Raw genomic sequence first — 24,697 nt, forward strand, 5'->3', positions numbered from 1 at the left:
AAAATGATTGTTTTAATCACAGGAGCAACAGGATTAATAGGACAAAATATAGTTAAACAATGTCATGCTAAAGGCATTAATGTTCATTATTTAACGACTTCAAAATCTAAATTAAGCAAGCAAAATAACTATAAAGGATTTTATTGGAATCCCAATAATAATGAGATAGATTATGCCTGCTTTGAAGGTGTTTCTGTAATTATAAATTTAGTAGGTGCATCTATATCTAAACGTTGGACAAAGGCTTATAAGAAAGAAGTTTTGGAAAGCCGAATAAAAAGCGCAACGTTATTACAAGACACTATAAAAGCGCATAATTTTAAGGTAGCGTATGTGGTTTCGGCAAGTGCGATAGGTATTTATCCTATAAGTTTAACCAACTATTATGAAGAAGATTGTGTTGAAGTATCTAATTCATTTTTGGGTAATGTTGTAAAACGATGGGAAGAAGCAACAGATGGTTTTAAAGCATTGGGTTGTAAAGTCGCAAAGATTAGAATTGGTTTAGTTTTAGCAAAAAAAGGTGGTGCTTTACCAGAAATTATAAAACCCATAAAGCTTGGTGTAGGTGCTGCTTTTGGTGATGGTAAACAATGGCAAAGTTGGATACACGTACAAGATTTAGCAGATATGTTTATTTATGCTGTAGATTATCAATTAGTAGGTGTTTATAATGGAGTTGCACCAAATACAGTTACCAATAAAGAGTTTACTAAAATAGTAGCAAGTGTATTGCAACGCCCTTTAATTTTGCCTAATATTCCAAAGTTTGTAATGAAACTCATTTTAGGCGAAATGCATATTCTATTATTTGAAAGCCAACGCGTCAGCTCTAAAAAAATAGAGGAAAAAAACTTTCATTTTAGGTTTGCCAACCTAAGACCAGCCTTGGAGGATTTGTTAAAATAAAAAAGCACCTACATTTTTGTAAGTGCTTTTTATGATATTAAGTTGTCTGCTTAGGCTTTATTAGCCACAACATTAATCGTTAATTCAATTTCATCATTAATAAATTTATCACCTAAATTATCAAAAAATGACTTCGATTTATATTTAATATTCCACTTAGAGCGGTCAATAGTAAATGTTTCACTTCTTAGAGTCATGGTGTCACCATCAACAGATGTTTTTACTGGTATGCTGATATTGTTAGAAACATCTTTAATTGTTAAATTACCAGATAACATTGTTTTACCTTCTTTAGTATCTACACCAGTAATTTCAAATGATGCTGTAGGGAAACCTTTTACGTCAAAGAAATCACCATCACTTAAGTGATTTTTTAAATCAGCATTGCCTTCATCTTCAGCAGGTATATCAGTTACAGTAATGCTAGTCATATCAATAACAAACTTACCACTTTCTACAACTCCATCGTTAACAGAAACCGATCCATCTTTAAGTGCAAGAGTACCAAAATGAGATCCTGTTGGCTTAAATCCTTCCCATTTTATTGTAGATTGATCTATATCTGCTTTATATGTAACCGATTCAACTTTAGCAACAGCAGCTTCTTCAGCTTCTGTAGTTTCAGCTTCTTTGGCATTATCTTTACAGCTAGAAAGCGATACGAAAGCTGCTAAAGCCATAATTTTAAAAAATGATGTTTTCATGTTTAGTGTTATTTTGTTTGAATTTATTTTAAGAAACAAAGTTACAAATTAGATAATCAGTTTCTGTATTAAAAAAATGTTAATGACATTTTGACATTTTTATAATAATGGCAGTACTTTTGCAACCCTAAATCGTAGATTTAAATTCAGAATTCAAAAAATAGATAACTCAACATGAGTAAAAAAGATAAAAATAAAGAGGTAGAAGAGCCGCAAGTTGAAGATACAGCAACAGCCACTGCAGAAGAGCCAAAAGAAGAAAGATCAGCAGAAGAACAATTGCAAAATCAGTTAGTTGCAGAGAAAGATAAGTTTATGCGTTTGTTTGCTGAGTTCGAAAACTATAAAAAACGAACCAATAAAGAACGTATAGAACTGTTTAAAACTGCAGGTGAAGGTGTAATGTTAGCTATGTTGCCTGTGCTAGATGATTTTGAGCGTGCCTTAACGCATATTGAAGAAGATAAAGAAGCTGAGGAATTACGTAAAGGAGTACTGTTAATTTATAACAAGCTTTTAAATACCTTAGAACAAAAAGGTTTGTCTAAGATTGAAGTTAATAAAGGAGATACTTTTAATGCAGATAATCATGAAGCTGTAACACAAATACCAGCGCCAAGTGATGATTTAAAAGGAAAGATTATTGATGTTGTAGAACGTGGATACAAACTAGGAGATAAAGTTATTAGATTTCCAAAAGTAGTTATTGGTCAAGCTTAATTAAAAGATTATTGCCACCCTGAGCAATGTTAAAGGGTTGAATAGAAAACTATTAAAAGATACCCACTTTCGTGGGCAATGCATATGAAAGAAGATTATTACGACATATTAGGAGTAAGTAAAGGTGCTTCACATTCAGAAATAAAAAAGGCCTATCGCAAGATGGCTTTAAAGTATCATCCAGATAAAAATCCTGATGATACAGAAGCTGAAGAAAAATTTAAAAAAGCTGCTGAAGCTTACGAAGTTTTAAGTAATCCAGATAAAAAAGCACGTTACGATCAGTTTGGTCACCAAGCCTTTGATGGATCAGGAGGCTTTGGCGGAGGTGGAATGAATATGGATGATATCTTCAGTCAGTTTGGTGATATATTTGGTGGTGCTTTTGGCGGAGGCGGATTTAGCGGCTTTGGTGGAGGTGGAAGACAACGTGTTGTTAAAGGAAGTAACCTTAGAATACGTGTTAAATTATCTCTAGAAGAAGTTGCCAATGGAGTAGAAAAGAAGATTAAAGTAAAGCGTAAAGTTCAGGCACCAGGAACCACATATAAAACTTGTAGTACTTGTAATGGTTCTGGGCAAGTAACCAGAATTACTAATACCATTTTAGGAAGAATGCAAACCGCTTCTGCATGTCAAACATGTGGAGGAGCAGGTCAAACCATTGATAAAAAACCGTCAGATGCTGATGCACATGGTTTAAAGGTTGCTGAGGAAACAGTTTCTGTAAAAATACCAGCTGGTGTAGTTGATGGCATGCAGCTTAAAGTAACTGGAAAAGGAAATGATGCACCAGGAAATGGGATTTCTGGAGATTTATTAGTTGTTATTTCAGAAGAAGATCATCCAACATTAAAACGCGAAGGAGATAACCTGCATTACGATATGTATGTGAGTTTGCCAGACGCTGTTTTAGGCACATCTAAAGAAATAGACACAGTTACTGGCAAGGTGAGAATAAAGATTGATGCTGGTGTACAGTCTGGAAAAATTTTAAGACTTAGAGGAAAAGGAATACCAAGTATTAATGGTTATGGTAAAGGAGATTTATTGGTGCATGTAAATGTTTGGACACCAAAGACTTTGAATAAAAAACAGAAAGAATTTTTTGAAAATATGAGAGAAGACGAGCATTTTCAACCCAAGCCAGAAAGTTCTGATAAATCTTTTTTTGAAAAGGTAAAAGATATGTTTTCATAAAAAAGCATATGTTAAATAAAAATACTATATTTGAATTATCGCTAATGCTAATTAGCGGTAATTTTTCTTTTTCATAGCAATTTTTTCCCATCCTTATCTAACCATAAGGGTGGGTTTTGTTTTTTTAGTGAGATTCAATTTTAAAAAGTATTTTAGATACATTCAAAAATGAAGATGTTTACTAATTCTACTTTTAAACGAAATAGATTTAAAGCACTATTCCTAGTCAAATATTTCAGAAATAGCATCGCATAATTATTCAAAACGTTTTACATTTAATATATTTACGAACTAACCTTTTATAAAAAATCGCTAATTATATGAATAACTTATTAGTTGCTGATTCCGTTTCTAAAAGTTTCGGAAAATTTAAAGCACTTAATAAAGTCTCTATTGCCGTACCTAAAGGCAGTATATTTGGGCTGTTAGGACCAAATGGTGCAGGAAAAACAACATTAATCCGAATCATTAACCAAATTACAATGCCAGATGATGGTTGTGTTCAATTAGATGGACAAGCTTTAATGCCTGAACATATAAAAGATATAGGTTACTTGCCAGAAGAGCGTGGTTTATATAAATCTATGAAGGTTGGCGAGCAAGCTTTGTATTTGGCGCAGCTTAAAGGCATGTCTAAATCCGAAGCTAAAAGCAGATTGAAGTATTGGTTTGATAAGTTAGAGATAGGTGATTGGTGGAATAAGAAAATCCAGGAGCTTAGTAAAGGACAAGCTCAGAAAATTCAATTTATAGTAACGGTACTTCATAGGCCAAAACTTTTAATTTTTGACGAGCCATTTTCTGGTTTCGATCCTATAAATGCAAACTTAATTAAAGACGAAATCCTACAGCTAAGAGACGAAGGAGCAACAGTTATTTTTTCTACACATCGTATGGAATCTGTTGAGGAGCTTTGCGATCATATAGCCCTTATTCATAAGTCTAATAAAATATTAGATGGTAAGCTCAACGACATAAAACGTCAATATAGAACAAATACTTTCGAAGTAGGATTGCAGTCTAGTAATAGTGATTCTGTCTTAGCAGAAATAAAAAATAAGTTTGAAGTGCTTCCGGCAACATTCAAGAATTTAAATGATGACATTAAACTCAATATTAAAATAGATGAGCAAATATCTTCTAATGATTTGTTATCATTTTTGGCATCTAGAGCAGAAGTGCATCATTTTGTGGAAGTTATACCAACAGCAAATGATATTTTTATTCAAACGGTAAAAAACAATTAAGAATGAATCATTTACCACTAATTATAAAACGAGAATACCTAACAAAGGTAAAGAACAAATCATTCATTGTAATGACGTTTTTAAGTCCTTTAATTATGATTGCGCTAATAGCTGTTGTTGCTTATTTATCGCAATTAAATAATGATAAAAAACGTACCATAACTGTCTTAGATGAAACAGGTTTGTTAAAAGAGGTGTTTCAAAATACAGACAACACAACCTATAATAATTTAACCGATTTTAATCTAGAAGACGCTAAGACTTTAGTAAAAGAAACCGAAGCATATGGTTTACTACATATTGTTAAAGTAGATGCTTTAGATGATATATCTAATAACATTAAGTTTTATTCAGAAGAATCACCATCATTAACTATTATTTCTGGCATAGAGCGTAAAATAGAGAAGCGTCTTCGTGAAATGAAACTTCAAAAAGACGGTGTTACTCTTGCGCAAATTGAGGCGTCTAAAACCAATGTAGATATTGCTCAAGAAAGCTTTGATGGTGAGAAGAGTTCTAAAATAGATAACATTATAAAACTAGCTTTTGGTGGACTAGCTGGTTACTTACTGTTTATGTTTATCATTATATATGGTAATATGATAATGCGTAGTGTTATTGAAGAGAAAACCAGTAGAATTATTGAAGTCATTATTTCGTCAGTTAAACCTATTCAGTTAATGTTGGGTAAAATTATAGGAACTTCATTAGCTGGTTTAACCCAATTTGTCATTTGGCTAATTTTAGGAGGTGTTTTAATGGTTGTTGTATCTGCAATTTTTGGTATTGATATGTCTCAAGCATCTACACCACAACAAGAAATAGTAAATCAGGCTATGCAAGCTGAGGGAGCCCAAGCCATGGCAGAAAATTTAATTACTGGTATAAGTCATTTGCCAATTTTAAACTTGGTGATTGCCTTTATGTTTTTCTTTATAGGTGGTTATTTATTGTACAGTTCTTTATATGCTGCCATTGGCGCAGCAGTAGATAACGAAACCGATACCCAACAGTTTATGTTGCCAATTCTTATGCCTTTAATTTTAGCAGTTTACGTTGGTGTATTTACCGTTATTGAAGATCCTCATGGAACGGTTTCAACGGTGTTTTCATTTATTCCTCTAACATCACCAGTTGTTATGTTAATGCGAATTCCGTTTGGTGTACCTTTATGGCAACAAGGCTTATCTATACTTCTACTTATTGGAACATTTATGTTTGCCGTATGGTTTGCTGCTAAGATTTACAGAGTTGGTATTTTAATGTATGGTAAAAAGCCAACGTACAAAGAACTCTTTAAATGGTTAAAGTATTAACCAATGGAAAAATTAAGTACTCTTATAAATTATAAATTTACGTTTGGTGAGCAAATTAGTATTTCTGTAAAGTCTATATTGGTCTTAATATTCGTTTTACTAATAACGCATTTTATACTTCGATTTATTAGAATTATAGCTACTAAAAAGCTAGATGAGGACGATAAAAACCGTTTTAAAACAGTATTTACATTTTTAAAGTACATAATTTTTTCAGTCGTTATTGTTTCTACTTTAGATAGTTCGGGTGTTAAAATAACAGCATTGATAGCAGCATCAACAGCACTATTTGTTGGTGTTGGTTTAGGGATGCAAAAGTTGTTTCAAGATATTATTTCAGGAATATTTATTTTAATCGATAGGACAGTAACAGTAAATGACATTATAGAGATTAATAACAAGGTAGGTAAGATAACACAAGTAAGTCTTAGAACAACCAAAGCAATTACTAATGACGATAAGATTCTGGTAATTCCTAATCATAAATTTCTTAGTGAAATCTTGTACAATTGGACGCAGAACGATGTAACAACTAGAGAATCTGTAAGCGTTGGTGTTGCTTATGGTACAGATGTTGATATGGTAAAAGCAATGTTGTTAGGTATAGCTATGCAAGAAGACGCTATTTTAAACAGTCCTGAACCCAATGTTTTTTTTGAAGATTTTGGTGATAGTGCACTACAATTTAGGTTACATTTTTACATAAGAGATAGCTTTAATGTGCCTTTAATTAAAAGTCAATTGCGTTACAAAATATATAATACATTTAAAGAAAATAGTATTGAAATACCTTTTCCTCAAAGGGATATTCATATAAAAAGTAAATGATAAGATATGTCTAAAATATTAATAATAGAAGATGAAGCTGCAATTCGCAGAGTATTGGTAAAAATACTATCTGAAGAAAATGACAGCTATCAGGTTGAAGAGGCAGAAGATGGATTGGTCGGAATTGAAAAAATTAAGAAAGATGATTTCGATTTGGTGTTGTGCGATATCAAAATGCCAAAAATGGATGGAGTAGAAGTATTAGAAGCTGTAAAGAAAATAAAACCAGAAATTCCTATGGTAATGATTTCTGGTCATGGAGATTTGGATACAGCTGTTAATACAATGCGATTGGGAGCGTTTGATTATATCTCAAAACCACCAGATTTAAACCGATTATTAAACACAGTACGTATTGCTTTAGACCGAAAAGAACTCGTAGTAGAAAATAAAAAGCTTAAGAAAAAAATAAGTAAAAACTACGAAATGGTAGGCGAGAGTGATGCCATTGCTCGTATCAAAGACATGATAGATAAAGTGGCACCAACAGACGCTCGTGTTTTGGTGACAGGACCAAACGGAACAGGTAAGGAGTTGGTTGCACATTGGTTGCATCAAAAAAGTGAACGTTCTAAAGGTCCAATGATAGAAGTTAACTGTGCTGCAATACCAAGTGAGCTTATAGAAAGTGAATTATTTGGTCATGTAAAAGGCGCATTTACATCTGCTAATAAGGATAGAGCTGGTAAATTTGAAGCAGCAAATGGCGGTACTATTTTTTTAGACGAAATAGGTGATATGAGTTTGTCTGCACAAGCTAAAGTGTTACGTGCCTTACAGGAAAGTAGAATTCAACGTGTAGGTAGCGATAAAGACATAAAAGTAAATGTTAGAGTTGTTGCTGCAACCAATAAAGATCTTAAGAAAGAAATAGCAGATGGTAAATTCCGTGAAGATTTATACCACAGGTTAGCAGTGATTTTAATTGAAGTTCCTGCGCTTAATGATAGACGAGAAGATATTCCCTTATTGGTAGATTACTTTGCTAATAAAATTTCTAAAGAGCAAGGTAATGTTAAAAAATCCTTTTCTGATAAAGCTATAAAACTACTTCAAAATTATGACTGGACAGGAAATATTAGAGAACTACGAAACGTTGTAGAACGTTTAATTATTTTAGGAGGAAAAGAAGTGAGTGAGAGCGATGTAAAAGCGTTCGCTTCAAAATAAACTAAAAGATTAAAATATAATTTAATATAACCCTGAATTTATTTCAGGGTCTTTTTTTAGTATGAAACTCATTATGAAATACTGAAAACAAGTTTAGTACAAGTAGGTTTAGTACAAAAGAATCAGAAATTTGTAGTAAATCAGATTTTACAAGTCTATAAAATCTTCATTATATTAGAAGTTTAATTTAGATTATGAAAAACATCAACATAGAAGATTTTAGAATCTCATCTAAAATCAATATCAAAGATTTACCGACACAATTAGATTTAAAAGCTGATAAAAATGAATTAAAAGAAGCTTTGCGAGAGGTAAGCGAGGACTTAGCAGAAATTCAAAATGCGATGTATGCGCATGGAAAGTATTCTGTTTTGTTTTGTATTCAAGGTATGGATACTGCTGGTAAAGATAGTTTAATCCGTGAGGTGTTTAAAGAGTTTAATGTAAGAGGTATTGTAGCTCATAGTTTTAAAAAACCTACAGACTTAGAGTTAAAGCACGATTATCTTTGGAGACACTATATTGCATTACCAGCACGAGGTAAATTCGGAATTTTTAATAGAACACATTACGAAAATGTTTTGGTAACAAGAGTGCATCCAAAATATTTAATGTATGAAAACATGCCAGGAATAGATAGTGTTGATGATGTTAATGAAGCATTTTGGAGCAGACGATTTGAAGAAATTAATAATTTTGAAAGGCATATTGCTGATAACGGAACCATCATCTTTAAATTCTTTTTAAATCTTTCTAAAGATGAGCAGAAAAACAGACTTTTAAGACGACTCAGAAGAACAGATAAACAATGGAAGTTTTCAGCAGATGATTTAAAAGAACGTAAGCTTTGGGATAAATACCAAGACTGTTACGAAGATGTTTTAAATAGAAGTTCTAAACCACATGCACCTTGGTTTAACATTCCTGCAGATGATAAACCTACAGCAAGATATTTGGTTGCTAAAATTTTGTACGATACATTAAAGACGTATTCAGATATTAAAGAACCAGAACTTCCTGGTAAAGAAAAAGCCAATATAGATTTATATAAACAAGAATTAGAAAATGAATAGCATCCTAAAAGTTACAGCAAGAATTTTATTGTTGAGTTGTTTTTGTATTTCTTTTTCGTTGAGAGCTCAGTCAGACGAAGCCATTTTAAAAGCCGTATATACAACTTCATTAACCAATGGTATGTCTTATCAATGGTTAGAGTATTTGTCTAACACTATTGGTGGACGTTTATCTGGTTCAACTAATGCAGAGCTTGCTGTACAATACACCAAGAGAGAACTCGAAAAATTAGGTTTAGATAAAGTTTGGCTTCAACCAGTTATGGTTCCTAAATGGGTAAGAGGCGAAAAAGAAATGGCTTATTTTGAAACCAAAGGAGAACTTAATAAAGTTAATATTTGTGCATTAGGAGGTTCAATAGCTACAGCAGAAAAAGGACTAAAAGCACAAGTTATAGAAGTGAATAGCTATAACGATTTAGAAAAACTCGGTGAAGCAAAAGTTAAGGGTAAAATAGTATTTATTAATAGAGCTTTACAACCTGAACTTATTAATACTTTTGAAGCTTATGGCGGTTGTTCTTCAGAACGATACAGAGGTGCTTACGAAGCTGCAAAATATGGAGCAGTTGGTACAATAGTGCGTTCGCTTAGCTCTAGACAGGATGATTATCCGCATACAGGTAGTATGAGTTATGGTGATTTGCCAGTAGAGCAGCGTATTCCATCAGCAGCAATTAGTACAAATGATGCTGTAAAACTAAGTGAGGCTTTAAAAAAGGATAAAAATCTTGAGTTTTTTCTTGAAATGAGTTGTCAACAATTTGATGATGTTCAGTCTTATAATGTTATTGGTGAAATTACAGGAAGTGAGTTTCCTGATGAATATATTATTGTTGGAGGTCATTTAGACTCATGGGATTTAGGTGATGGAGCACACGATGATGGAGCAGGAGTAGTGCAATCTATGGATGTGTTACGATTGTTAAAAGAAAGTGGTGTAACACCAAAACGTAGCATACGTGTAGTATTATTTATGAATGAAGAAAACGGTTTGCGAGGTGGCAAAAAATATGCTGAAGTTGCCAAAGAAAAAGGCGAAAAGCACATTTTTGCTTTAGAAAGTGATGCAGGCGGATTTACACCAAGGGGTTTTGGTTTTCAAGGGAGTGACCTAATGCTTTCTAAAATTGATACTTGGCGATCATTATTTAAACCCTATTTAATTCATTATTTTGAAAAAGGTTATAGTGGTGCAGATATTAGTCCGTTAAAAAGCGATGGTATTTTATTGGCAGGTTTGCGACCAGATTCTCAACGTTATTTTGATCATCATCATGCTGCTAATGATACTTTTGAACATGTTAATAAGCGTGAGCTAGAGTTAGGTGCTGCTACCATGACTGCTTTAGTGTATTTGATAGATAAATATGGAGTTGAGACAAAATTAGAAGCGAAGAAAATAAAAGATTAAAAGCTGTTTTTATTCATCTTTATTAATTCTTTTATAAATCCTATCAATCAATTCGGTAGCATCATCTTTGTATTTTTGAGTGATTGTTAGGTTATTTATCGTCGCAAGCATTCTATGGGAAGCGACGCGTTTTTTATAATCGTCACTTTCTGTAAAATAACTTATAATTTCATCTGTTAGTTTGTTTTGAGCTAAATCAATAAACCACGGAAACTTTTCAAAATCACTAAAATTTTTCATTACAATGGTTTCCATTCGGTTATTGTTCTTTTCAACTAAAGGTGTGTAAACCGAGTAAAACCTTGTAATATCTGCTATGAGACTATCTTTTTTAGTGCCTTTTAGTTCTGTTAAAGTTTTTAATTGTTCAAAACCTTTATTCTGAATTGTAAATGGTTGATATATGGTTACTAAATTTAAACATGCTATACAATCTGTATAATTGTCCTTAGTAATTTCGCCTTTAATTATTTTATTGCTGTTTTCAATGTTGGTTTTATAGAATTGAATAATATTTTTAGCAGATAATGTATCTGCTTCCATATCATAGGCTATGGTTCTAAGATTAGCATTTATACTATTTTTTAATTTTCTTTCTTCATTTAAATTATTAACGTAAAGCGCTAATAAAATACCAATCATTACTAAAATAATTTCACCAACAGCATATAGTAAATAGCTACCTACCTTATTAGAGAATAGCTTTTTTCTAATTTTACTAAAAACGTTAATCATGGTTTTTATTTTTGTTTTATTTTTATGTATTTAGATACCAGTCGAATTCCTAATCTTGCGAAAAGGATAACTGCGATAACCATTACAATATCAAAACCGTTCATTACTCTTTTATAACTCTAATTCCTACGTAATTACTTTTGATGTTTTCAGCATCATTCGGGTCAAAATAATCATAAGCACTATAGCCATATATGCCATTATCATAATATTCAGCAACATTACCTCCAATATCATAGACCAATGCATCTCCAATTTTTGAAGATTTGTATTGCCCAACTTCTTTTAGTAAGTAAGTTTTAGCATTAAGCTTCGTTTTTAATTTTTCATAATCACTTGGTACTAGATTATAACCAGCCCAATAATTTAGCGTATTCTCTTTAGCGGCTACTTTTTTAGCAGATTTATGAAACGCTTTTGCTTCTTTTTCTGAAGGAAGTCTGTAAGTGTTACCAGTTTGTTGTGAAAGCCAATCAACATAGTTTTTGGCTTCATTTAAAGATACAACAACAGGATGGTTATCCTTACCAATTTCATAATTATGATTATTTCTGTAGGCTTTAAATTGAGCATTGGTCACTTCAAATCTTCCTATGGAAATAGAATCCTTTTTAAGAGCTACTGTTTCTGGTACTAAAATTCTATTTATTTCCTCTCCGTATAAGCCATTAGTCTTTTTTACGGATTGTAATTTTATAATATGGTCTAAAGGACTTCCTTTTTTAAAAGCTTCATTATCAGTTTTTGGTTTATCTAACAAATAGGTTTCTATCCACGTAATTTCTTCATTCATTTTACGTAATTGGTGCGTAATTTTCCCTAAACCGTGAGGCTGTCCAGGAAACCAAAGAAATCTAACAGGTGCTTTGCCAACCTGTTGTAAGCCTCTATAATATTCCCAACCTTGATCTCTAGGAACAGCTCTATCTGCACTACCATGAAATATTATGGTCGGAGTTTTAATTTTTTCAATTTCAAATAAAGGAGATTTTAAGATATAATTCTCGTTATATGTTTTTCCATTTACATCATCCCAAGGTGCGCCACCAAAGTAATGCTGGTCAAAGCTTACTCCAAATCTACAAGTACCATAATCTGAGGTCCAATTAACATCACCAGCACCAGGTGCAGCAACTTTAAACATATCTGGATACCGAACAGTTAACATAGTTGTTATTATGGCACCATTAGACCAACCCATTGTACCCAACTTATTCTTATCTATTTTACCTTCTTTAGATAAAACCTCAATTCCTTTAATGATATCTTCCATTTCTGGCTCATAGTAATTTTCTTTAATACTCTCAACATATGAAAGTCCGTGATTAGCAGAACCGTGGTAATTTGGTTTTAAAACAAACATGCCTCTTTGAGCTAATAAATTTGGATAGGTACTCCAACGCTCAGACCATAAATCTAAATCTTGACTTGCTGGTCCGCCATGAATAGAAAGCATTAAAGGATATTTTTTGCCCTCAACATAATTTTCTGGATAATAGAGGATACCTGTCACTTCTTCATTGTTGTAGCCTTTCCAAACCATCACCTCACTTTTTGTAATTGATTTTTTTGAAAGGTTTTTATTTAGTTTAACGAGTTCACTTTCATTAGAAAATTTATGTTCCTTTAAGTCCGCTACATGAAAACTAGGCAAACGAGAAGCGGTTGAATAATTGTAAACAATTTTAGATCCATCTTTGGAAATGGAGTTTATAGATACATGGTCGTTCTTTTCATCTAAGTTAATTTTCTTTTTAGTCCAAGAGTTACCGTTCTTTTTATAATAAGCCAATCTTCTGGTAGTTCTATTAGCTAATGAAACGATGATATCGTTACCAGCAACATGGTAACCACCAGCATGCCCTAAATCCCAATCTAAATCAACTTTAGTATGGTCTTTAGATTGTAAATCAAAATAATAAAGTTCATTGATTCCAGAGCCATTGTATTCTGGGTTTGAGCCATATTCGGACGAGAAATAAAATCCTTTGTTGTCATCTGTAAATCTAAAACCATAAGTAGGATAACCAAATTCAGATAGTATTCTCGTGGTATTACCTGTTTCCAGGTTTTTTAAATATTGATAAGGATCGCGCTGCGCATCAGATGCATAACTAATGTTTCGTTGTACACCATAAACTAACCATTTTCCGTCTTTAGAAATACGATAACCTGAAAGTGGTTTTTTATTTGAGGTTAATCTTTTTATAGATTTATCTTTAATATGAAATGCATAAATATGGTTTGGTTTCCAATGCAAAGAGTCTTCAACGATTACGACATTATCCTTTTTTTCTTCATTATTAGATTCGTATAATGTTATTCCATCGTTAGATTGAAACAAAAGGGTTTTATTATCTTTCCATTGAAGATTAGAAATTCCGTTTTTAAACTCTTTTACTTCTTTGGCTTCACCTCCATAAATGCTTAATTTCCATAACTTTTTACCTTTGTCTCTAGAAGATAAAAAATAAATATATTCACCATCTTTAGAAAATAAAGGACTGTAGTCATTGTCCTTTCCGTTAGTGAGTTGAATGGTCTTATAAGCGTCATCTTCTTTAAGGTCTAATCGTGTTAAATAAATATCCGAAACAAAACGATCTTTATCTTTAACTGCTTTTCGTTTTGTCCAAACAACCATAGAATTATCTGGTGAAATAGATACAGATCTTACATATTCTGTATTGATAATGTCTTTAGGAGTCCAACGAGAAGGGTCTTTTACATCTTGAGCTTTTAATGAAAAAGGGATTAAAATAAAAGTGATGAAAAAGTAATGTATTAATTTATTCATGTTATTTATAATTAATATGAGGGGATTTGATTGATTACTATTCTTTTAAAGGGTAAAAGATTTATGGTTGGTTAAAGGTATAAAAAAGAGATGTAATTAGCATTGTGTCTTTATAATACATACATTTTATATAAGGCAAGATATTTTTCTATTTAAAAATCTAAATAAGCCAAAATACACTCCAATTAGATTAAAGAAAAATCGATACAAAAAATAATTGGTTTAAACTATGTGTATGTGTATTTTTGTGACACCAAATAAATTTCAGATAACAAATGAATTTACACGAATATCAAGGAAAAGAATTACTAAGCAGTTTTGGAGTACGCATTCAAAGAGGAATTGTTGCTCAAAGTGCTGATGAAGCTGTAGAAGCAGCTAAGAAATTAACTGAAGAAACAGGCACTGGTTGGCATGTTATTAAAGCTCAGGTTCATGCTGGTGGACGTGGAAAAGGCGGAGGAGTTAAGCTTGCTAAGAACTTAGATGAGGTAAAAACATTAGCAGATCAAATCATAGGTATGAATTTGGTGACACCTCAAACATCTGCTGAAGGTAAAAAAGTACACCAAGTATTGATTGCTGAAGATGTATATTATCCTGGTGATAATGAACCAGAAGAATACTATATGTCTGTGCTTTTAAATAGAGGTACAGGAAAGAATATGATTATGTATTCTACTGAAGGAGGTATGGATATTGAGCAAGTTGCTGAAGAAACACCGCATTTAATTTTCACAGAAGAAATAGATCCTGCTTTAGGACTTTTAGGTTTTCAAGCACGTCGTGTAGCATTCAATTTAGGATTGTCTGGTACTGCGTTTAAAGAAATGACAAAATTTGTTTCAGCATTATATACAGCCTATGTAAAATCTGATGCGTCTTTATTTGAAATCAATCCTGTTTTAAAAACAAGTGATGATAAAATTATGGCAGTAGATTCTAAAGTAACTTTAGATGATAATGCCTTATATAGACATAAAGATTTAGCGGAATTACGTGACAAACGAGAAGAAAACCCAATTGAAGTAGAAGCAGGTGAGTTAGGACTTAACTATGTAGACTTAGACGGAAACGTTGGTTGTATGGTTAATGGTGCTGGTTTAGCAATGGCTACTATGGATTTAATTAAGCAAGCAGGTGGTGATCCAGCAAACTTCTTAGATGTTGGTGGTACAGCTGATGCTGCTAGAGTAGAGGCTGCTTTTAAAATCATTTTAAAAGATCCTAACGTAAAAGCTATTTTAATTAACATCTTTGGTGGTATTGTACGTTGCGATAGAGTAGCACAAGGTGTTATTGATGCTTATAAGAATATGGGAGACGCTATTCAAGTACCAATCATTGTGCGTTTACAAGGTACTAATGCAGACATCGCTAAAGAATTAATAGACAATTCTGGCTTAGATGTATTAAGTGCAACTGAATTCCAAGAAGCTGCTGATAAAGTACAAGAAGTACTTTCTTAATAGTTTAGAATTATATAATTAATAAAAAATGCGTCTTTTTAAAAGACGCATTTTTTATTAATTAATGTTAAGGGTTGTTAATCTATTTTTTTTTAGGTTTTGGCATAGGCCCTCTTAAATGAACAATTAATCCGTTAAGAAAATTACGAAGAATCTGATCGCCACATTCCATATATTTTGGATGATCTTCTCGTCTAAAAAAAGCATTAAGTTCACTTTTTGAAATTCTAAAATCTACAAGCTCAAGAATTTTTACAATGTCCTCGTCTCTTAGCTTATGAGCTACTCTAAGTTTTTTAAAAATATCGTTATTTGTCATTGAAATGAAATTTCATTTCCTTTTTCAAGGAAATCTTTGATTTATAATCTTTTATGAATTTTTGATAATGTTCTAAGTCAAAGCGGTATTATTAATTATAAAGCATTATCAAGTAAATATTAAATATCGTGCATAATAAATTAAAGAATATCTTATTCTAGAATTTTTATAATCTTTTGGTAAATACACCTAAATAGTTTTTAACATGTTTAGTTGATTTATTTTGGTTGTAAATAGTATAATCTCTTTATAAACAGCGCTTTGAGCGGTGTTTTTGGTTGAAAATAATAACGTGATAATTAATGAAATATGCTTTAATTTTATGCTATTATTGGCTTTTTGGTTTGATAAACGTTTAATAATTCCGACTAAGTACATTTAATTTTTCGACAAGATACATCATATCTACGACAATAAAATAATGTACCTATTTAACTTTACAGTATAAAATAAATACCCTAATTCCTACATATAAATGATCAATCGTGCCGAAAAATTGAGCTTACTTTCTGAGATGATTGCTTTTGCACAATCAGATGAAAATATAAAGTCTATTGAATATAATTTTTTATTCAGTATAGCTAAACAATTAGATATATCTAAAGAAGATTTTGAATATCTTTTTGAGCATCCTGTAACTTATGTCCATTTAAAATCTCATAGCGAACGTATTGTTCAGTTTCATAGATTGGTACTACTAATGAATGTAGATCATAAGGTTTCTCCAAGGCAGCTAGCTAAAATTCATAATTTTGGATTACGAATGGGCTTAAGTCATGAGTCTATTAATCGTGTATTAGATCTTATGGATAGTTTTCCTAATAAAATTGTTCCACCAGATTTTTTAATTGATATATTTAAGGTTCAGTATAACTAATTATTATTGTATTCTTAGTAAACACTAAATTACTTAACCTTCAGTTTTTCTAATTTTTCCTGATAGGCAGTAATTTCATCTCTAAATTTAGCAGCTTCCATAAAATCTAGAGCTTTAGCAGCTTGTTCCATTTGTTTGCGCTTTTCTCGAATTTTCTTTTCAAGTTGAGATTTGGTTAAGTACTCGCTTTCTGGTTCTGCGGCAAGTTTAGCATCTAATTCGGTTTTATAAGTACTCACCGAATTTTTTGCCAAAACGCTATCTAAACTTTTGTTTAAAGCTTTAGGCACAATATTATTTGCAGTATTATAAGCAATTTGTTTTTCGCGCCTGTAGTTGGTCTCATCAATAGTTTTTTGCATGCTTTTGGTAATTTTATCGGCATACATAATTGCTTTTCCGTTAAGGTTTCTAGCAGCTCTACCAACTGTTTGTGTTAGGGAACGATTAGATCGAAGGAAACCTTCTTTATCTGCATCTAATATGGCAACCAAAGACACTTCTGGTAAATCTAATCCTTCACGAAGTAGATTAACACCTACTAAAACATCAAAAAGACCTTTGCGCAAATCTTGCATAATTTCTACACGCTCAAGAGTATCTACGTCGCTATGAATGTAGCGACAACGAATGGCAATACGTGTTAAGTATTTTACCAGCTCTTCTGCCATGCGTTTGGTTAAAGTGGTTACTAATGTACGCTCGTCTTTTTCAACACGCTCTTGTATTTCTTCAATTAAATCGTCTATTTGATTTAAACTGGGACGGACTTCTATGATAGGATCTAATAATCCTGTTGGTCGAATGACTTGCTCTACATAAATGCCATCTGTTTTTTGTAATTCATAATCTGCAGGTGTTGCAGAAACATAAATGACCTGATTTTGTAACGTTTCAAACTCTTCAAATTTTAAAGGTCTATTATCCATTGCAGCTGGTAAACGGAATCCATACTCTACTAAATTCTCTTTTCGGCTTCGATCACCACCATACATAGCATGAACCTGAGAAACAGTAACATGACTTTCGTCTATAACCATTAAATAATCATCAGGAAAATAATCTAACAGACAAAATGGTCTAGTACCTGGAGCTCTACCATCTAAATATCTAGAATAGTTTTCAATCCCAGAACAATAGCCTAACTCACGTATCATTTCTAAATCAAACTCGGTACGTTCCTTAAGACGTTTAGCTTCGAGATGTTTGCCAATGTCTTTGAAGTAATCGTGTTGTTTTACCAAATCGTCTTGAATATCTCGTATTGCATTTTGAAGTACATCTGGTGATGTAACAAACATATTTGCAGGATAGATATTTAAACGGTCATAACGCTCAATGACTTCATTAGAATGGGCATCAAAAGCTTCAATTTCTTCGATTTCATCACCAAAAAAATGAATTCTGAATGCATAGTCGGAATAACCAGGAAATACATCAACTGTATCACCTTTTATTCTAAAGTTTCCATTTTTAAAATCGGCTTCAGTTCTGGAGTATAAACTTTGTACGAGTTGATGCAATAATTTGGTGCGAGAAATAACCTGATCACGTTCTATAGTAATCACATTTTTCTGAAATTCTACAGGATTACCAATACCATATAAACATGAAACTGAAGCTACTACCAACACATCACGACGACCAGAGAGTAGAGAAGAAGTTGTACTCAATCGCATCTTTTCAATTTCTTCGTTTATCGATAGATCTTTTTCTATATAAACACCAGAAACTGGTATATAAGCTTCTGGTTGGTAATAATCGTAATACGATACAAAGTATTCTACTGCATTGTTCGGAAAGAATTGTTTAAACTCAGAATACAACTGAGCTGCCAAGGTTTTGTTATGAGCCAATACTAAAGTAGGACGTTGTACTTCTTGTATAACATTGGCAACAGTAAAGGTTTTACCAGAGCCAGTAACTCCCAAAAGTGTTTGAAACCTTTCGTTACTTTCTATACCACCTGCTAATTGTTTTATTGCTTCGGGTTGATCTCCTGTGGGTTTAAATTCTGATTCTATCTTAAATCGCATAAGGCAAATTTACGATAAAGATTTGCTGTAATCAATTAACGCTTTAGTGCAAAATGACTTTTGTAGGTTTTTCCATCTAAAAGTTTAATAATATATCAATAATCATCACCTGGTAAGTTAATGCCATTAAAAGTACCATCCCAACTAGAATTTTTGTGTTTTAGAGTGATTAGGTGTTTTTCATAACGATTAAATATTTGTATTTTTAATCTATATTCAAATTACTATTTATTAAATAGTAAATTACAAAATCAAAAATGATTCAATTCGACAAATATTTGCCCTTAAAACAACTTCTAGAATGGAATATTGAATTTGATTTGAATCTTTCTACTAAATCTCTAAAAAAAGGAGAATTTCTCTTAAAGTCAGGACAACCTTGTGATTACCTCTATTTTATCATGACAGGTTTCATACGTACTTACTATTATGATATTAATGGTAACGAAATGACACACATCTTCGCCATGAAAAATTCCATCACAACATCACCTTTTAGCTTTTTATTAAAAGAAGAAAATATTCTATACCTACAAGCTTTAGAAGATACAGAGTTAGTCCTTATTACCTATGAACAGCTCAACCATATTATCCAAAAAGTTCCTTCTTCTGGAGAATCTATTAGAAACATTTATATGGAATTTGGTATGCTCATGAGTCGTCGAATAATGAGTATTCATACAGAAACAGCAGAGACAAGATATCTCAATCTTATTAAAAACTACCCTTATATTTTTCAACAAGCAAAACTCTCGCACATCGCCTCTTATCTAGGCATTACTATTCAGAGTTTAAGTAGAATTAGAAAACAAATAAACGCATAATTCCTAAGTTTCTCATTCTCAATCTATTTTTTACCATAGGGTAAATTTTTAACTGTAAACGCAACATAATTTTGCATTGTTAATCAAACTAAAAAATTGAAAACAATGAAAAACGTAGCATTAATTACAGGAGCTGCAAGTGGTATCGGAAAAGAATTTTCCAAACTACATGCACAACAAGGAGGCAGCATTGTTGCCGTTGATATGAACAGTGAAGGGTTAAAATCTCTAAAATCTGAATTAGAAAGCAACTTCAATATAGAAGTTTATACCATTACAAAAGACCTAAGTCGTATAACATCCGCACAAGAAATTTATGGTGAAATCAAAACACAGAATATCACTATTGATTATCTTATTAATAATGCTGGTTTTGGTGGTGTTGGAAAATTCCATGAGCGTCCTTTGGAGCAAGATCTAGCTATGATACAAGTAAATATTGTTGCTTTAACCTTATTAACACGTTGCTTTTTACCTGACTTTATTACACGAGATTTTGGAAAAATTCTAAATGTTTCGTCAACAGTTAGTTTACTACCTGGACCAGGACAAGCAGTCTATTTTGCTTCTAAAGCCTTTGTTACATCATTCAGTAATGCCATTTCAGGAGAACTTGAAAATACTAATGTATCTATGACAGCTTTATTACCAGGTGCAACTCAAACCGCATTTGGAAATCACTCCGGAATGAACAAAACTGCAATATATAAGAAACCTGCAAGTGCAAAAGATGTAGCCACTAAAGGTTATGAAGCCATGCTAAGAGGCGATATTGAAGTTATTGCTGGATTACCCTTTAGCCAAAAACTAGAACTTTCACTCATTCCTTTCATCCCTAAAAAAACACTATTAAAACGTGTAAATAAACAACAAACATTTTAAAAACACATCAACAAATAAACTTATGAATACTTCAATACAAACAGTACCATTTACTGATATAGAGGCCAAACAACTAGTTCAAAATCAAAGACACTTCTTTAATCAAAACAACACAAAATCGGTTGATTTTAGATTAGAACAATTACGCAAATTAAAAACGTTATTACTAGAGCATGAAGATGCAATGCACGATGCTATTTTTAAAGATTTTGGTAAATCTAAATATGAAAACCAACTGACAGAATTCTTCCCATTAATTGATGAAATTAACGTGGCCATTAAAAACCTAAAAAAATGGATTAAGCCCAAAAATGTAGCTACAAACATCCTCAATTTCCCTGCCAAGAGCTATTTAGTCCCAGAACCACTTGGTGTGAGTTTGGTTATTGGTGCTTGGAATTTTCCTTATAACCTCACATTAACACCATTGGTTGGATCCATGGCAGCAGGAAACACAACCATTTTAAAACCCAGCGAATTAGCTCAACACACAAGTGCTATAATGACCAAAATTCTTAACGAGAATTTTGATTCAAATTATATTCATGTTATCGAAGGTGGAATTCCAGAAACTACTGCACTGCTCAACCAACGTTATGATAAAATATTTTTTACTGGAAGTCCTATGGTTGGTAAGATTGTAAATAAAGCCGCTGCTGAACATCTTACAAATGTCACACTTGAATTAGGTGGCAAAAATCCAGCTATATTTACTAAAGATGCAGCTTTAAAAATGAGCGTTAAGCGTATGATTTGGGCTAAATTTGTTAACTCTGGTCAGTTTTGTATCACTACAGATTATGCACTAGTACACAAAGACATCAAGGATGATTTCCTAAAATATGCTGTAGAAGAAATCAAGAAGAATAATTTCTCGAGAGACAACCATAACTATGTTCAAATTATCAACGAGCGTAACTTTGATCGTGTTGTTAACTTAATCGACCCAGATAAAGTATTTTATGGAGGTAATTACAATAAAAACGAACGCTACATTGAACCAACCATTTTACACAATGTAAATCTTGATGATGCCGTTATGCAAGAAGAGATTTTTGGACCTGTACTACCTATTATTACTTATGAATCTCTTGACGAAGCCTTTGATATCATAAAACATTTTGAAAAACCGCTAGCTGCATACTTATTTTCAGATAGTAGTGCAATCAAAGATCGTTTTTTAAATGAGATTTCTTTTGGTAGTGGAGCTATTAATGATTGTGTAATGCAAATATCAAATCCAAACTTACCTTTTGGAGGTGTTGGCCATAGTGGTATGGGACGTTATCACGGTAAATATAGTTTTGAATGTTTCTCACATTTCAAAGCCATATTAGATAAGCCAACTGCTATTGAAACCAATTTAAAATACTATGGCTATAATGAGAAAAAATTAAAACTTGTTAAACTCTTAAGCTAATGCTTTTATGATGAAAAAGACTGACAAAAACGACCTCACAAAAAAAATAGTTTTTGCATTTTTAATGGGAGCTATCACAACGGGATTGATCTCATTTGCTTTGATTACTATTAACATAGGATTTACAAGTAGTTTTTTTAAAACATGGATAAAATCATGGATCTTGGCTTACATTTTTGTAATTCCTGCCATTCTGTTTATTGCGCCTAAAGTAGAACAATTTGCACATGCAATGGTTGATAATTACACTAAAAATACTTAAGAGAAACTTTATGAACCCTTATGATATTAATATTATGAGGGTTTTGAGTTTAAGAGACATTGAGATATAAAATTTATTTCTTATTTATTCAGAATTAGAAAAGAATAAATAAGAGGTAAGTACATTTGAAATTTTATAAATATAATTAGCGCTTTAATGCGAAATGACCTTTGTAGGTTTTTCCATCTAAAAGTTTAATAATATACCAATAATCATCACCTGGTAAGTTAATACCATTAAAAGTACCATCCCAACCAGATTCGTTGTGTTTTAAAGTCGTTAGGTGTTTACCATAACGATTAAATATTTGGATGGACTCTATTTGATTGAATTGAGCATTTGTACCGATAACTTGCCAAAGGTCATTTTTGGTATCATCATTAGGAGTAAAGAATTTAGGAATTCCTAGCACAGATATAGTTTCTTCAATAATACCACAACCATTTCGATCTCTTATATAAATTGTATGAAAACCTTCAGACACATTGGTGAATATGTTACTTTCTTCATAATCACTATTGTCTATGGCATAATCGTAAAATCCTTGTCCACTAACATTAACTGAAATTGTATTTATTGGTGAAATACCTTCAATAGTTATACTTTCTATAGTTGCAGTTTCAGATGGGTTAATTGTAATTGTTCTGCTAGAAGAACAGCCATTAGGATCGGTAACAATAACAGTATAATTACCTGTTTCGTTTATATTATTAAAAGAAGTATTAATATTAGTTAGTGAGCCATTAAAATACCACTCGTAATAATAATTATTGGGTAAATCATTAAGAACACCTCCAAAAATTGTAAGTGTTTCTGGGAATGTGTTTAAACAATAAATGATAGACTCATCTTCTTCTAAAATTGGTGTGTACAGTACATTTAGATTTACTGTAGAAATACTAAAACATTGATTGTTATTCTCAATTTTTACATATATAGTCTGAGAATTAATAGTTGTATTTATATAATTGTTAGGTAAAGCATTAGAATCATTAAATGCATCGGCTTCTGTTTCATAATAAGTAACTTCTGCACCAGTAGGAATTTGGTTGATAATAGAAGCTTTAATGTCGTTTAATGTAAATGTAGCAAAGCCATCTATATCATCTCCATCACAAGCGCCTAAATCTGGAATTGTAACAACATTATTAGACGTCTGCAGTTCTAGCTCAGCAATACTAAAACAGTTGTTAGTATTTATTACACGAGCATAAACAGTTTGATAGGGAGAAGTATTTTCAAAATTAGCGGCATTAGTAATTAGATTATTATCAGAAATAGCATCTAATTCTGTTAGATAAAAATTACTGACCGTTAAGGTATCATCATTATTAATTAAATCATTTTCTGCATCAAACAGATTATAAGTAGTTAAACCATCTAGATTTAAATCACACTCAACTAAAATAGAGTTTTGACTAATAGGTATTGGCGCGTATTCAATAATAACCTCTCCATAAGAAATACAGGTATTGTTTAAGCCAACTTCTACAGTGTAAGTGCCAGGTTGAGTTACCTCATAAATGCCACAATTAACACAATTACTTGGAGAAGATTGCACTAGCACACCATCTCTATACCAATCAAAAGATGGAGAACCAGCTTGGTTGGCATTAAGCTCTAAAGTTTCGCCTTCACATAACGCATTTCCTGTAGCTAATAATCTATTTGGTCCTAAATCTGTTGATAGTTGAAAGCTGCCAGCTTCTAAGAATACAGCAGAATCGTATCTGTAATTTTGTTCATCTGCAATGACAAGCTTAACATGATAAGATTGATTAGGAACTACATTGGCAGTTGCTGTTAATACTGCGGTTTGGCCATTAAAATTTATAGGTGAATTTGTGCCATTATAGCTGCCGAAATAAGTTTCGTTTTGTGGAGGGCATGAGCCAGAAACTCCTGGTGTAACTGTTGTTGCTTTTACAGGAATGTTAGTGTCTGGAACTAAAGCAATATTTTCATAAGGATTTTGACCTGCTGTAGGTCTAATCAAAAAACCAAATAAATCTGAAAATTCACAGCTATTTGGGTTGTTTTCTTGATATTCCTCAGAAGCAAAAAGATATCTGAAACTTACTTGAGAAGCAATTGATGTAAAATCGAACTCTAAGATGGTTGCGTTAAATGTATTAGATTCATTAAGAGCAAACTCTAAATCGGTATCACCTAACCAATTAGGTGCGTCATCATCACTTAGATTGTTATTAGGACCAGGTACATTAGCTAATCTACCAGTACTCATCACAATACCATTTTGAAAAGGAAATGAAGTACCAGTAGCATCAAAAAAACCATAACTCTGCTCTGTAGAACCAAAATTTCCACCAACAACATTAGTTACGCTAATATTGGTAATACAATCACTATCAATTAGTATATCTTCTATAAGTTGTTGAGGTGTATAGGTTTGACTATCTACAGTAATATTTTGAGAATAGGAAGATATTGTTATCAATACAACAAAAAAAAGAAGAAAATGCTTCACCTTATCT

22 protein-coding genes are annotated in these 24,697 nt (G+C 32.1%); 15 read left to right on the forward strand and 7 right to left on the reverse strand.

Annotated features, from left to right (window positions below):
* Positions 1-909: TIGR01777 family oxidoreductase (locus tag N4A42_RS03920; protein WP_367172492.1), on the forward strand; the 909-nt coding region annotated here is incomplete at its 5' end.
* A 50-nt stretch (positions 910-959) separates the two neighbouring features.
* Here the strand turns inward: N4A42_RS03920 and N4A42_RS03925 are convergent.
* Positions 960-1,613 (reverse strand): YceI family protein, encoded by a 654-nt coding sequence (locus tag N4A42_RS03925; protein ID WP_294070153.1) that lies wholly within the window; start codon positions 1,611-1,613, stop codon positions 960-962.
* Positions 1,614-1,787: 174 nt separating this feature from the next.
* Between N4A42_RS03925 and N4A42_RS03930 the strand changes: the two genes are divergently transcribed.
* From N4A42_RS03930 to N4A42_RS03965, 8 genes are all read left to right on the forward strand, one after another.
* Positions 1,788-2,333 (forward strand): nucleotide exchange factor GrpE, encoded by a 546-nt coding sequence (locus N4A42_RS03930; protein WP_294070156.1) that lies wholly within the window; start codon positions 1,788-1,790, stop codon positions 2,331-2,333.
* An 84-nt stretch (positions 2,334-2,417) separates the two neighbouring features.
* A complete protein-coding gene (dnaJ, locus tag N4A42_RS03935) occupies positions 2,418-3,533 on the forward strand; it encodes a molecular chaperone DnaJ (RefSeq protein WP_294070159.1) in 1,116 nt (371 codons plus the stop codon).
* 320 nt (positions 3,534-3,853) lie between these two features.
* Complete coding sequence (locus N4A42_RS03940) at positions 3,854-4,780, forward strand: ABC transporter ATP-binding protein (protein ID WP_294070162.1); 927 nt, start codon at positions 3,854-3,856, stop codon at positions 4,778-4,780.
* Between the two features lie 2 nt (positions 4,781-4,782).
* Positions 4,783-6,096 (forward strand): ABC transporter permease, encoded by a 1,314-nt coding sequence (locus N4A42_RS03945; protein ID WP_294070165.1) that lies wholly within the window; start codon positions 4,783-4,785, stop codon positions 6,094-6,096.
* A 3-nt stretch (positions 6,097-6,099) separates the two neighbouring features.
* Positions 6,100-6,924: a mechanosensitive ion channel domain-containing protein gene (locus N4A42_RS03950; protein WP_294070168.1), complete on the forward strand. Its 825-nt coding sequence runs from the start codon at positions 6,100-6,102 to the stop codon at positions 6,922-6,924.
* Positions 6,925-6,930: 6 nt separating this feature from the next.
* Complete coding sequence (locus N4A42_RS03955) at positions 6,931-8,094, forward strand: sigma-54 dependent transcriptional regulator (protein WP_294070171.1); 1,164 nt, start codon at positions 6,931-6,933, stop codon at positions 8,092-8,094.
* 194 nt (positions 8,095-8,288) lie between these two features.
* Positions 8,289-9,167, forward strand: a complete 879-nt coding sequence (locus tag N4A42_RS03960; RefSeq protein WP_294070173.1) for a PPK2 family polyphosphate kinase — start codon at positions 8,289-8,291, stop codon at positions 9,165-9,167.
* Positions 9,160-10,581: a M20/M25/M40 family metallo-hydrolase gene (locus N4A42_RS03965; RefSeq protein WP_294070175.1), complete on the forward strand. Its 1,422-nt coding sequence runs from the start codon at positions 9,160-9,162 to the stop codon at positions 10,579-10,581. The genes N4A42_RS03960 and N4A42_RS03965 overlap by 8 nt, the downstream gene beginning before the upstream one ends.
* A gap of 9 nt (positions 10,582-10,590) precedes the next feature.
* Here N4A42_RS03965 and N4A42_RS03970 read toward each other — a convergent pair whose 3' ends face one another.
* The gene (locus tag N4A42_RS03970; RefSeq protein WP_294070177.1) at positions 10,591-11,316 is read right to left on the reverse strand and encodes a hypothetical protein; all 726 of its coding nucleotides are present in this window, start codon (positions 11,314-11,316) and stop codon (positions 10,591-10,593) included.
* A gap of 103 nt (positions 11,317-11,419) precedes the next feature.
* A complete protein-coding gene (locus N4A42_RS03975) occupies positions 11,420-14,113 on the reverse strand; it encodes a prolyl oligopeptidase family serine peptidase (protein WP_294070179.1) in 2,694 nt (897 codons plus the stop codon).
* Positions 14,114-14,388: 275 nt separating this feature from the next.
* On the opposite strand from N4A42_RS03975, the gene sucC reads away from it, so the two are divergent.
* Positions 14,389-15,582, forward strand: coding sequence for an ADP-forming succinate--CoA ligase subunit beta (gene sucC / locus N4A42_RS03980; protein ID WP_294070181.1), 1,194 nt, complete (start codon positions 14,389-14,391; stop codon positions 15,580-15,582).
* 82 nt (positions 15,583-15,664) lie between these two features.
* Here sucC and N4A42_RS03985 read toward each other — a convergent pair whose 3' ends face one another.
* Positions 15,665-15,907, reverse strand: a complete 243-nt coding sequence (locus N4A42_RS03985; protein ID WP_294070211.1) for a DUF1456 family protein — start codon at positions 15,905-15,907, stop codon at positions 15,665-15,667.
* A gap of 469 nt (positions 15,908-16,376) precedes the next feature.
* Between N4A42_RS03985 and N4A42_RS03990 the strand changes: the two genes are divergently transcribed.
* Complete coding sequence (locus N4A42_RS03990) at positions 16,377-16,778, forward strand: TerB family tellurite resistance protein (RefSeq protein ID WP_294070184.1); 402 nt, start codon at positions 16,377-16,379, stop codon at positions 16,776-16,778.
* Between the two features lie 29 nt (positions 16,779-16,807).
* On the opposite strand, the gene uvrB is transcribed toward N4A42_RS03990, so the two are convergent.
* Positions 16,808-18,814, reverse strand: a complete 2,007-nt coding sequence (gene uvrB, locus N4A42_RS03995; RefSeq protein WP_294070186.1) for an excinuclease ABC subunit UvrB — start codon at positions 18,812-18,814, stop codon at positions 16,808-16,810.
* A gap of 95 nt (positions 18,815-18,909) precedes the next feature.
* Positions 18,910-19,017: a T9SS type B sorting domain-containing protein gene (locus tag N4A42_RS14535; protein WP_367172493.1), complete on the reverse strand. Its 108-nt coding sequence runs from the start codon at positions 19,015-19,017 to the stop codon at positions 18,910-18,912.
* A 54-nt stretch (positions 19,018-19,071) separates the two neighbouring features.
* Between N4A42_RS14535 and N4A42_RS04000 the strand changes: the two genes are divergently transcribed.
* The 4 genes from N4A42_RS04000 (at position 19,072) to N4A42_RS04015 (ending at position 22,202) form a co-directional block, all read left to right on the forward strand.
* Positions 19,072-19,638 carry a Crp/Fnr family transcriptional regulator gene (locus N4A42_RS04000; RefSeq protein ID WP_294070189.1) on the forward strand — a complete coding sequence of 189 codons (567 nt, stop codon included), beginning with the start codon at positions 19,072-19,074 and terminating at the stop codon, positions 19,636-19,638.
* Between the two features lie 105 nt (positions 19,639-19,743).
* Positions 19,744-20,520: an SDR family oxidoreductase gene (locus N4A42_RS04005; RefSeq protein ID WP_294070192.1), complete on the forward strand. Its 777-nt coding sequence runs from the start codon at positions 19,744-19,746 to the stop codon at positions 20,518-20,520.
* A 22-nt stretch (positions 20,521-20,542) separates the two neighbouring features.
* Positions 20,543-21,940, forward strand: a complete 1,398-nt coding sequence (locus N4A42_RS04010; protein ID WP_294070194.1) for an aldehyde dehydrogenase — start codon at positions 20,543-20,545, stop codon at positions 21,938-21,940.
* 7 nt (positions 21,941-21,947) lie between these two features.
* A complete protein-coding gene (locus tag N4A42_RS04015) occupies positions 21,948-22,202 on the forward strand; it encodes a DUF2798 domain-containing protein (protein ID WP_294070197.1) in 255 nt (84 codons plus the stop codon).
* A gap of 145 nt (positions 22,203-22,347) precedes the next feature.
* On the opposite strand, the gene N4A42_RS04020 is transcribed toward N4A42_RS04015, so the two are convergent.
* A complete protein-coding gene (locus N4A42_RS04020; protein ID WP_294070199.1) occupies positions 22,348-24,690 on the reverse strand; it encodes a T9SS type B sorting domain-containing protein in 2,343 nt (780 codons plus the stop codon).
* Positions 24,691-24,697: the final 7 nt, after the last annotated feature.

It is taken from the genome of Winogradskyella sp. (assembly GCF_025210595.1).
Lineage (GTDB): Bacteria > Bacteroidota > Bacteroidia > Flavobacteriales > Flavobacteriaceae > Winogradskyella.

Coding starts and splice junctions, on each gene's coding strand:
- N4A42_RS04010 (WP_294070194.1), top strand. CDS start 20,543: ATGAATACTTCAATACAAACAGTACCATTTACTGATATAGAGGCCAAA.
- N4A42_RS03975 (WP_294070179.1), bottom strand. CDS start 14,113: ATGAATAAATTAATACATTACTTTTTCATCACTTTTATTTTAATCCCT.
- uvrB (WP_294070186.1), bottom strand. CDS start 18,814: ATGCGATTTAAGATAGAATCAGAATTTAAACCCACAGGAGATCAACCC.
- N4A42_RS03925 (WP_294070153.1), bottom strand. CDS start 1,613: ATGAAAACATCATTTTTTAAAATTATGGCTTTAGCAGCTTTCGTATCG.
- sucC (WP_294070181.1), top strand. CDS start 14,389: ATGAATTTACACGAATATCAAGGAAAAGAATTACTAAGCAGTTTTGGA.
- N4A42_RS03990 (WP_294070184.1), top strand. CDS start 16,377: ATGATCAATCGTGCCGAAAAATTGAGCTTACTTTCTGAGATGATTGCT.
- N4A42_RS03960 (WP_294070173.1), top strand. CDS start 8,289: ATGAAAAACATCAACATAGAAGATTTTAGAATCTCATCTAAAATCAAT.
- N4A42_RS03940 (WP_294070162.1), top strand. CDS start 3,854: ATGAATAACTTATTAGTTGCTGATTCCGTTTCTAAAAGTTTCGGAAAA.
- N4A42_RS04000 (WP_294070189.1), top strand. CDS start 19,072: ATGATTCAATTCGACAAATATTTGCCCTTAAAACAACTTCTAGAATGG.
- N4A42_RS03970 (WP_294070177.1), bottom strand. CDS start 11,316: ATGATTAACGTTTTTAGTAAAATTAGAAAAAAGCTATTCTCTAATAAG.
- N4A42_RS03930 (WP_294070156.1), top strand. CDS start 1,788: ATGAGTAAAAAAGATAAAAATAAAGAGGTAGAAGAGCCGCAAGTTGAA.
- N4A42_RS03945 (WP_294070165.1), top strand. CDS start 4,783: ATGAATCATTTACCACTAATTATAAAACGAGAATACCTAACAAAGGTA.
- N4A42_RS03955 (WP_294070171.1), top strand. CDS start 6,931: ATGTCTAAAATATTAATAATAGAAGATGAAGCTGCAATTCGCAGAGTA.
- N4A42_RS03950 (WP_294070168.1), top strand. CDS start 6,100: ATGGAAAAATTAAGTACTCTTATAAATTATAAATTTACGTTTGGTGAG.
- N4A42_RS03965 (WP_294070175.1), top strand. CDS start 9,160: ATGAATAGCATCCTAAAAGTTACAGCAAGAATTTTATTGTTGAGTTGT.
- N4A42_RS04015 (WP_294070197.1), top strand. CDS start 21,948: ATGATGAAAAAGACTGACAAAAACGACCTCACAAAAAAAATAGTTTTT.
- N4A42_RS04005 (WP_294070192.1), top strand. CDS start 19,744: ATGAAAAACGTAGCATTAATTACAGGAGCTGCAAGTGGTATCGGAAAA.
- dnaJ (WP_294070159.1), top strand. CDS start 2,418: ATGAAAGAAGATTATTACGACATATTAGGAGTAAGTAAAGGTGCTTCA.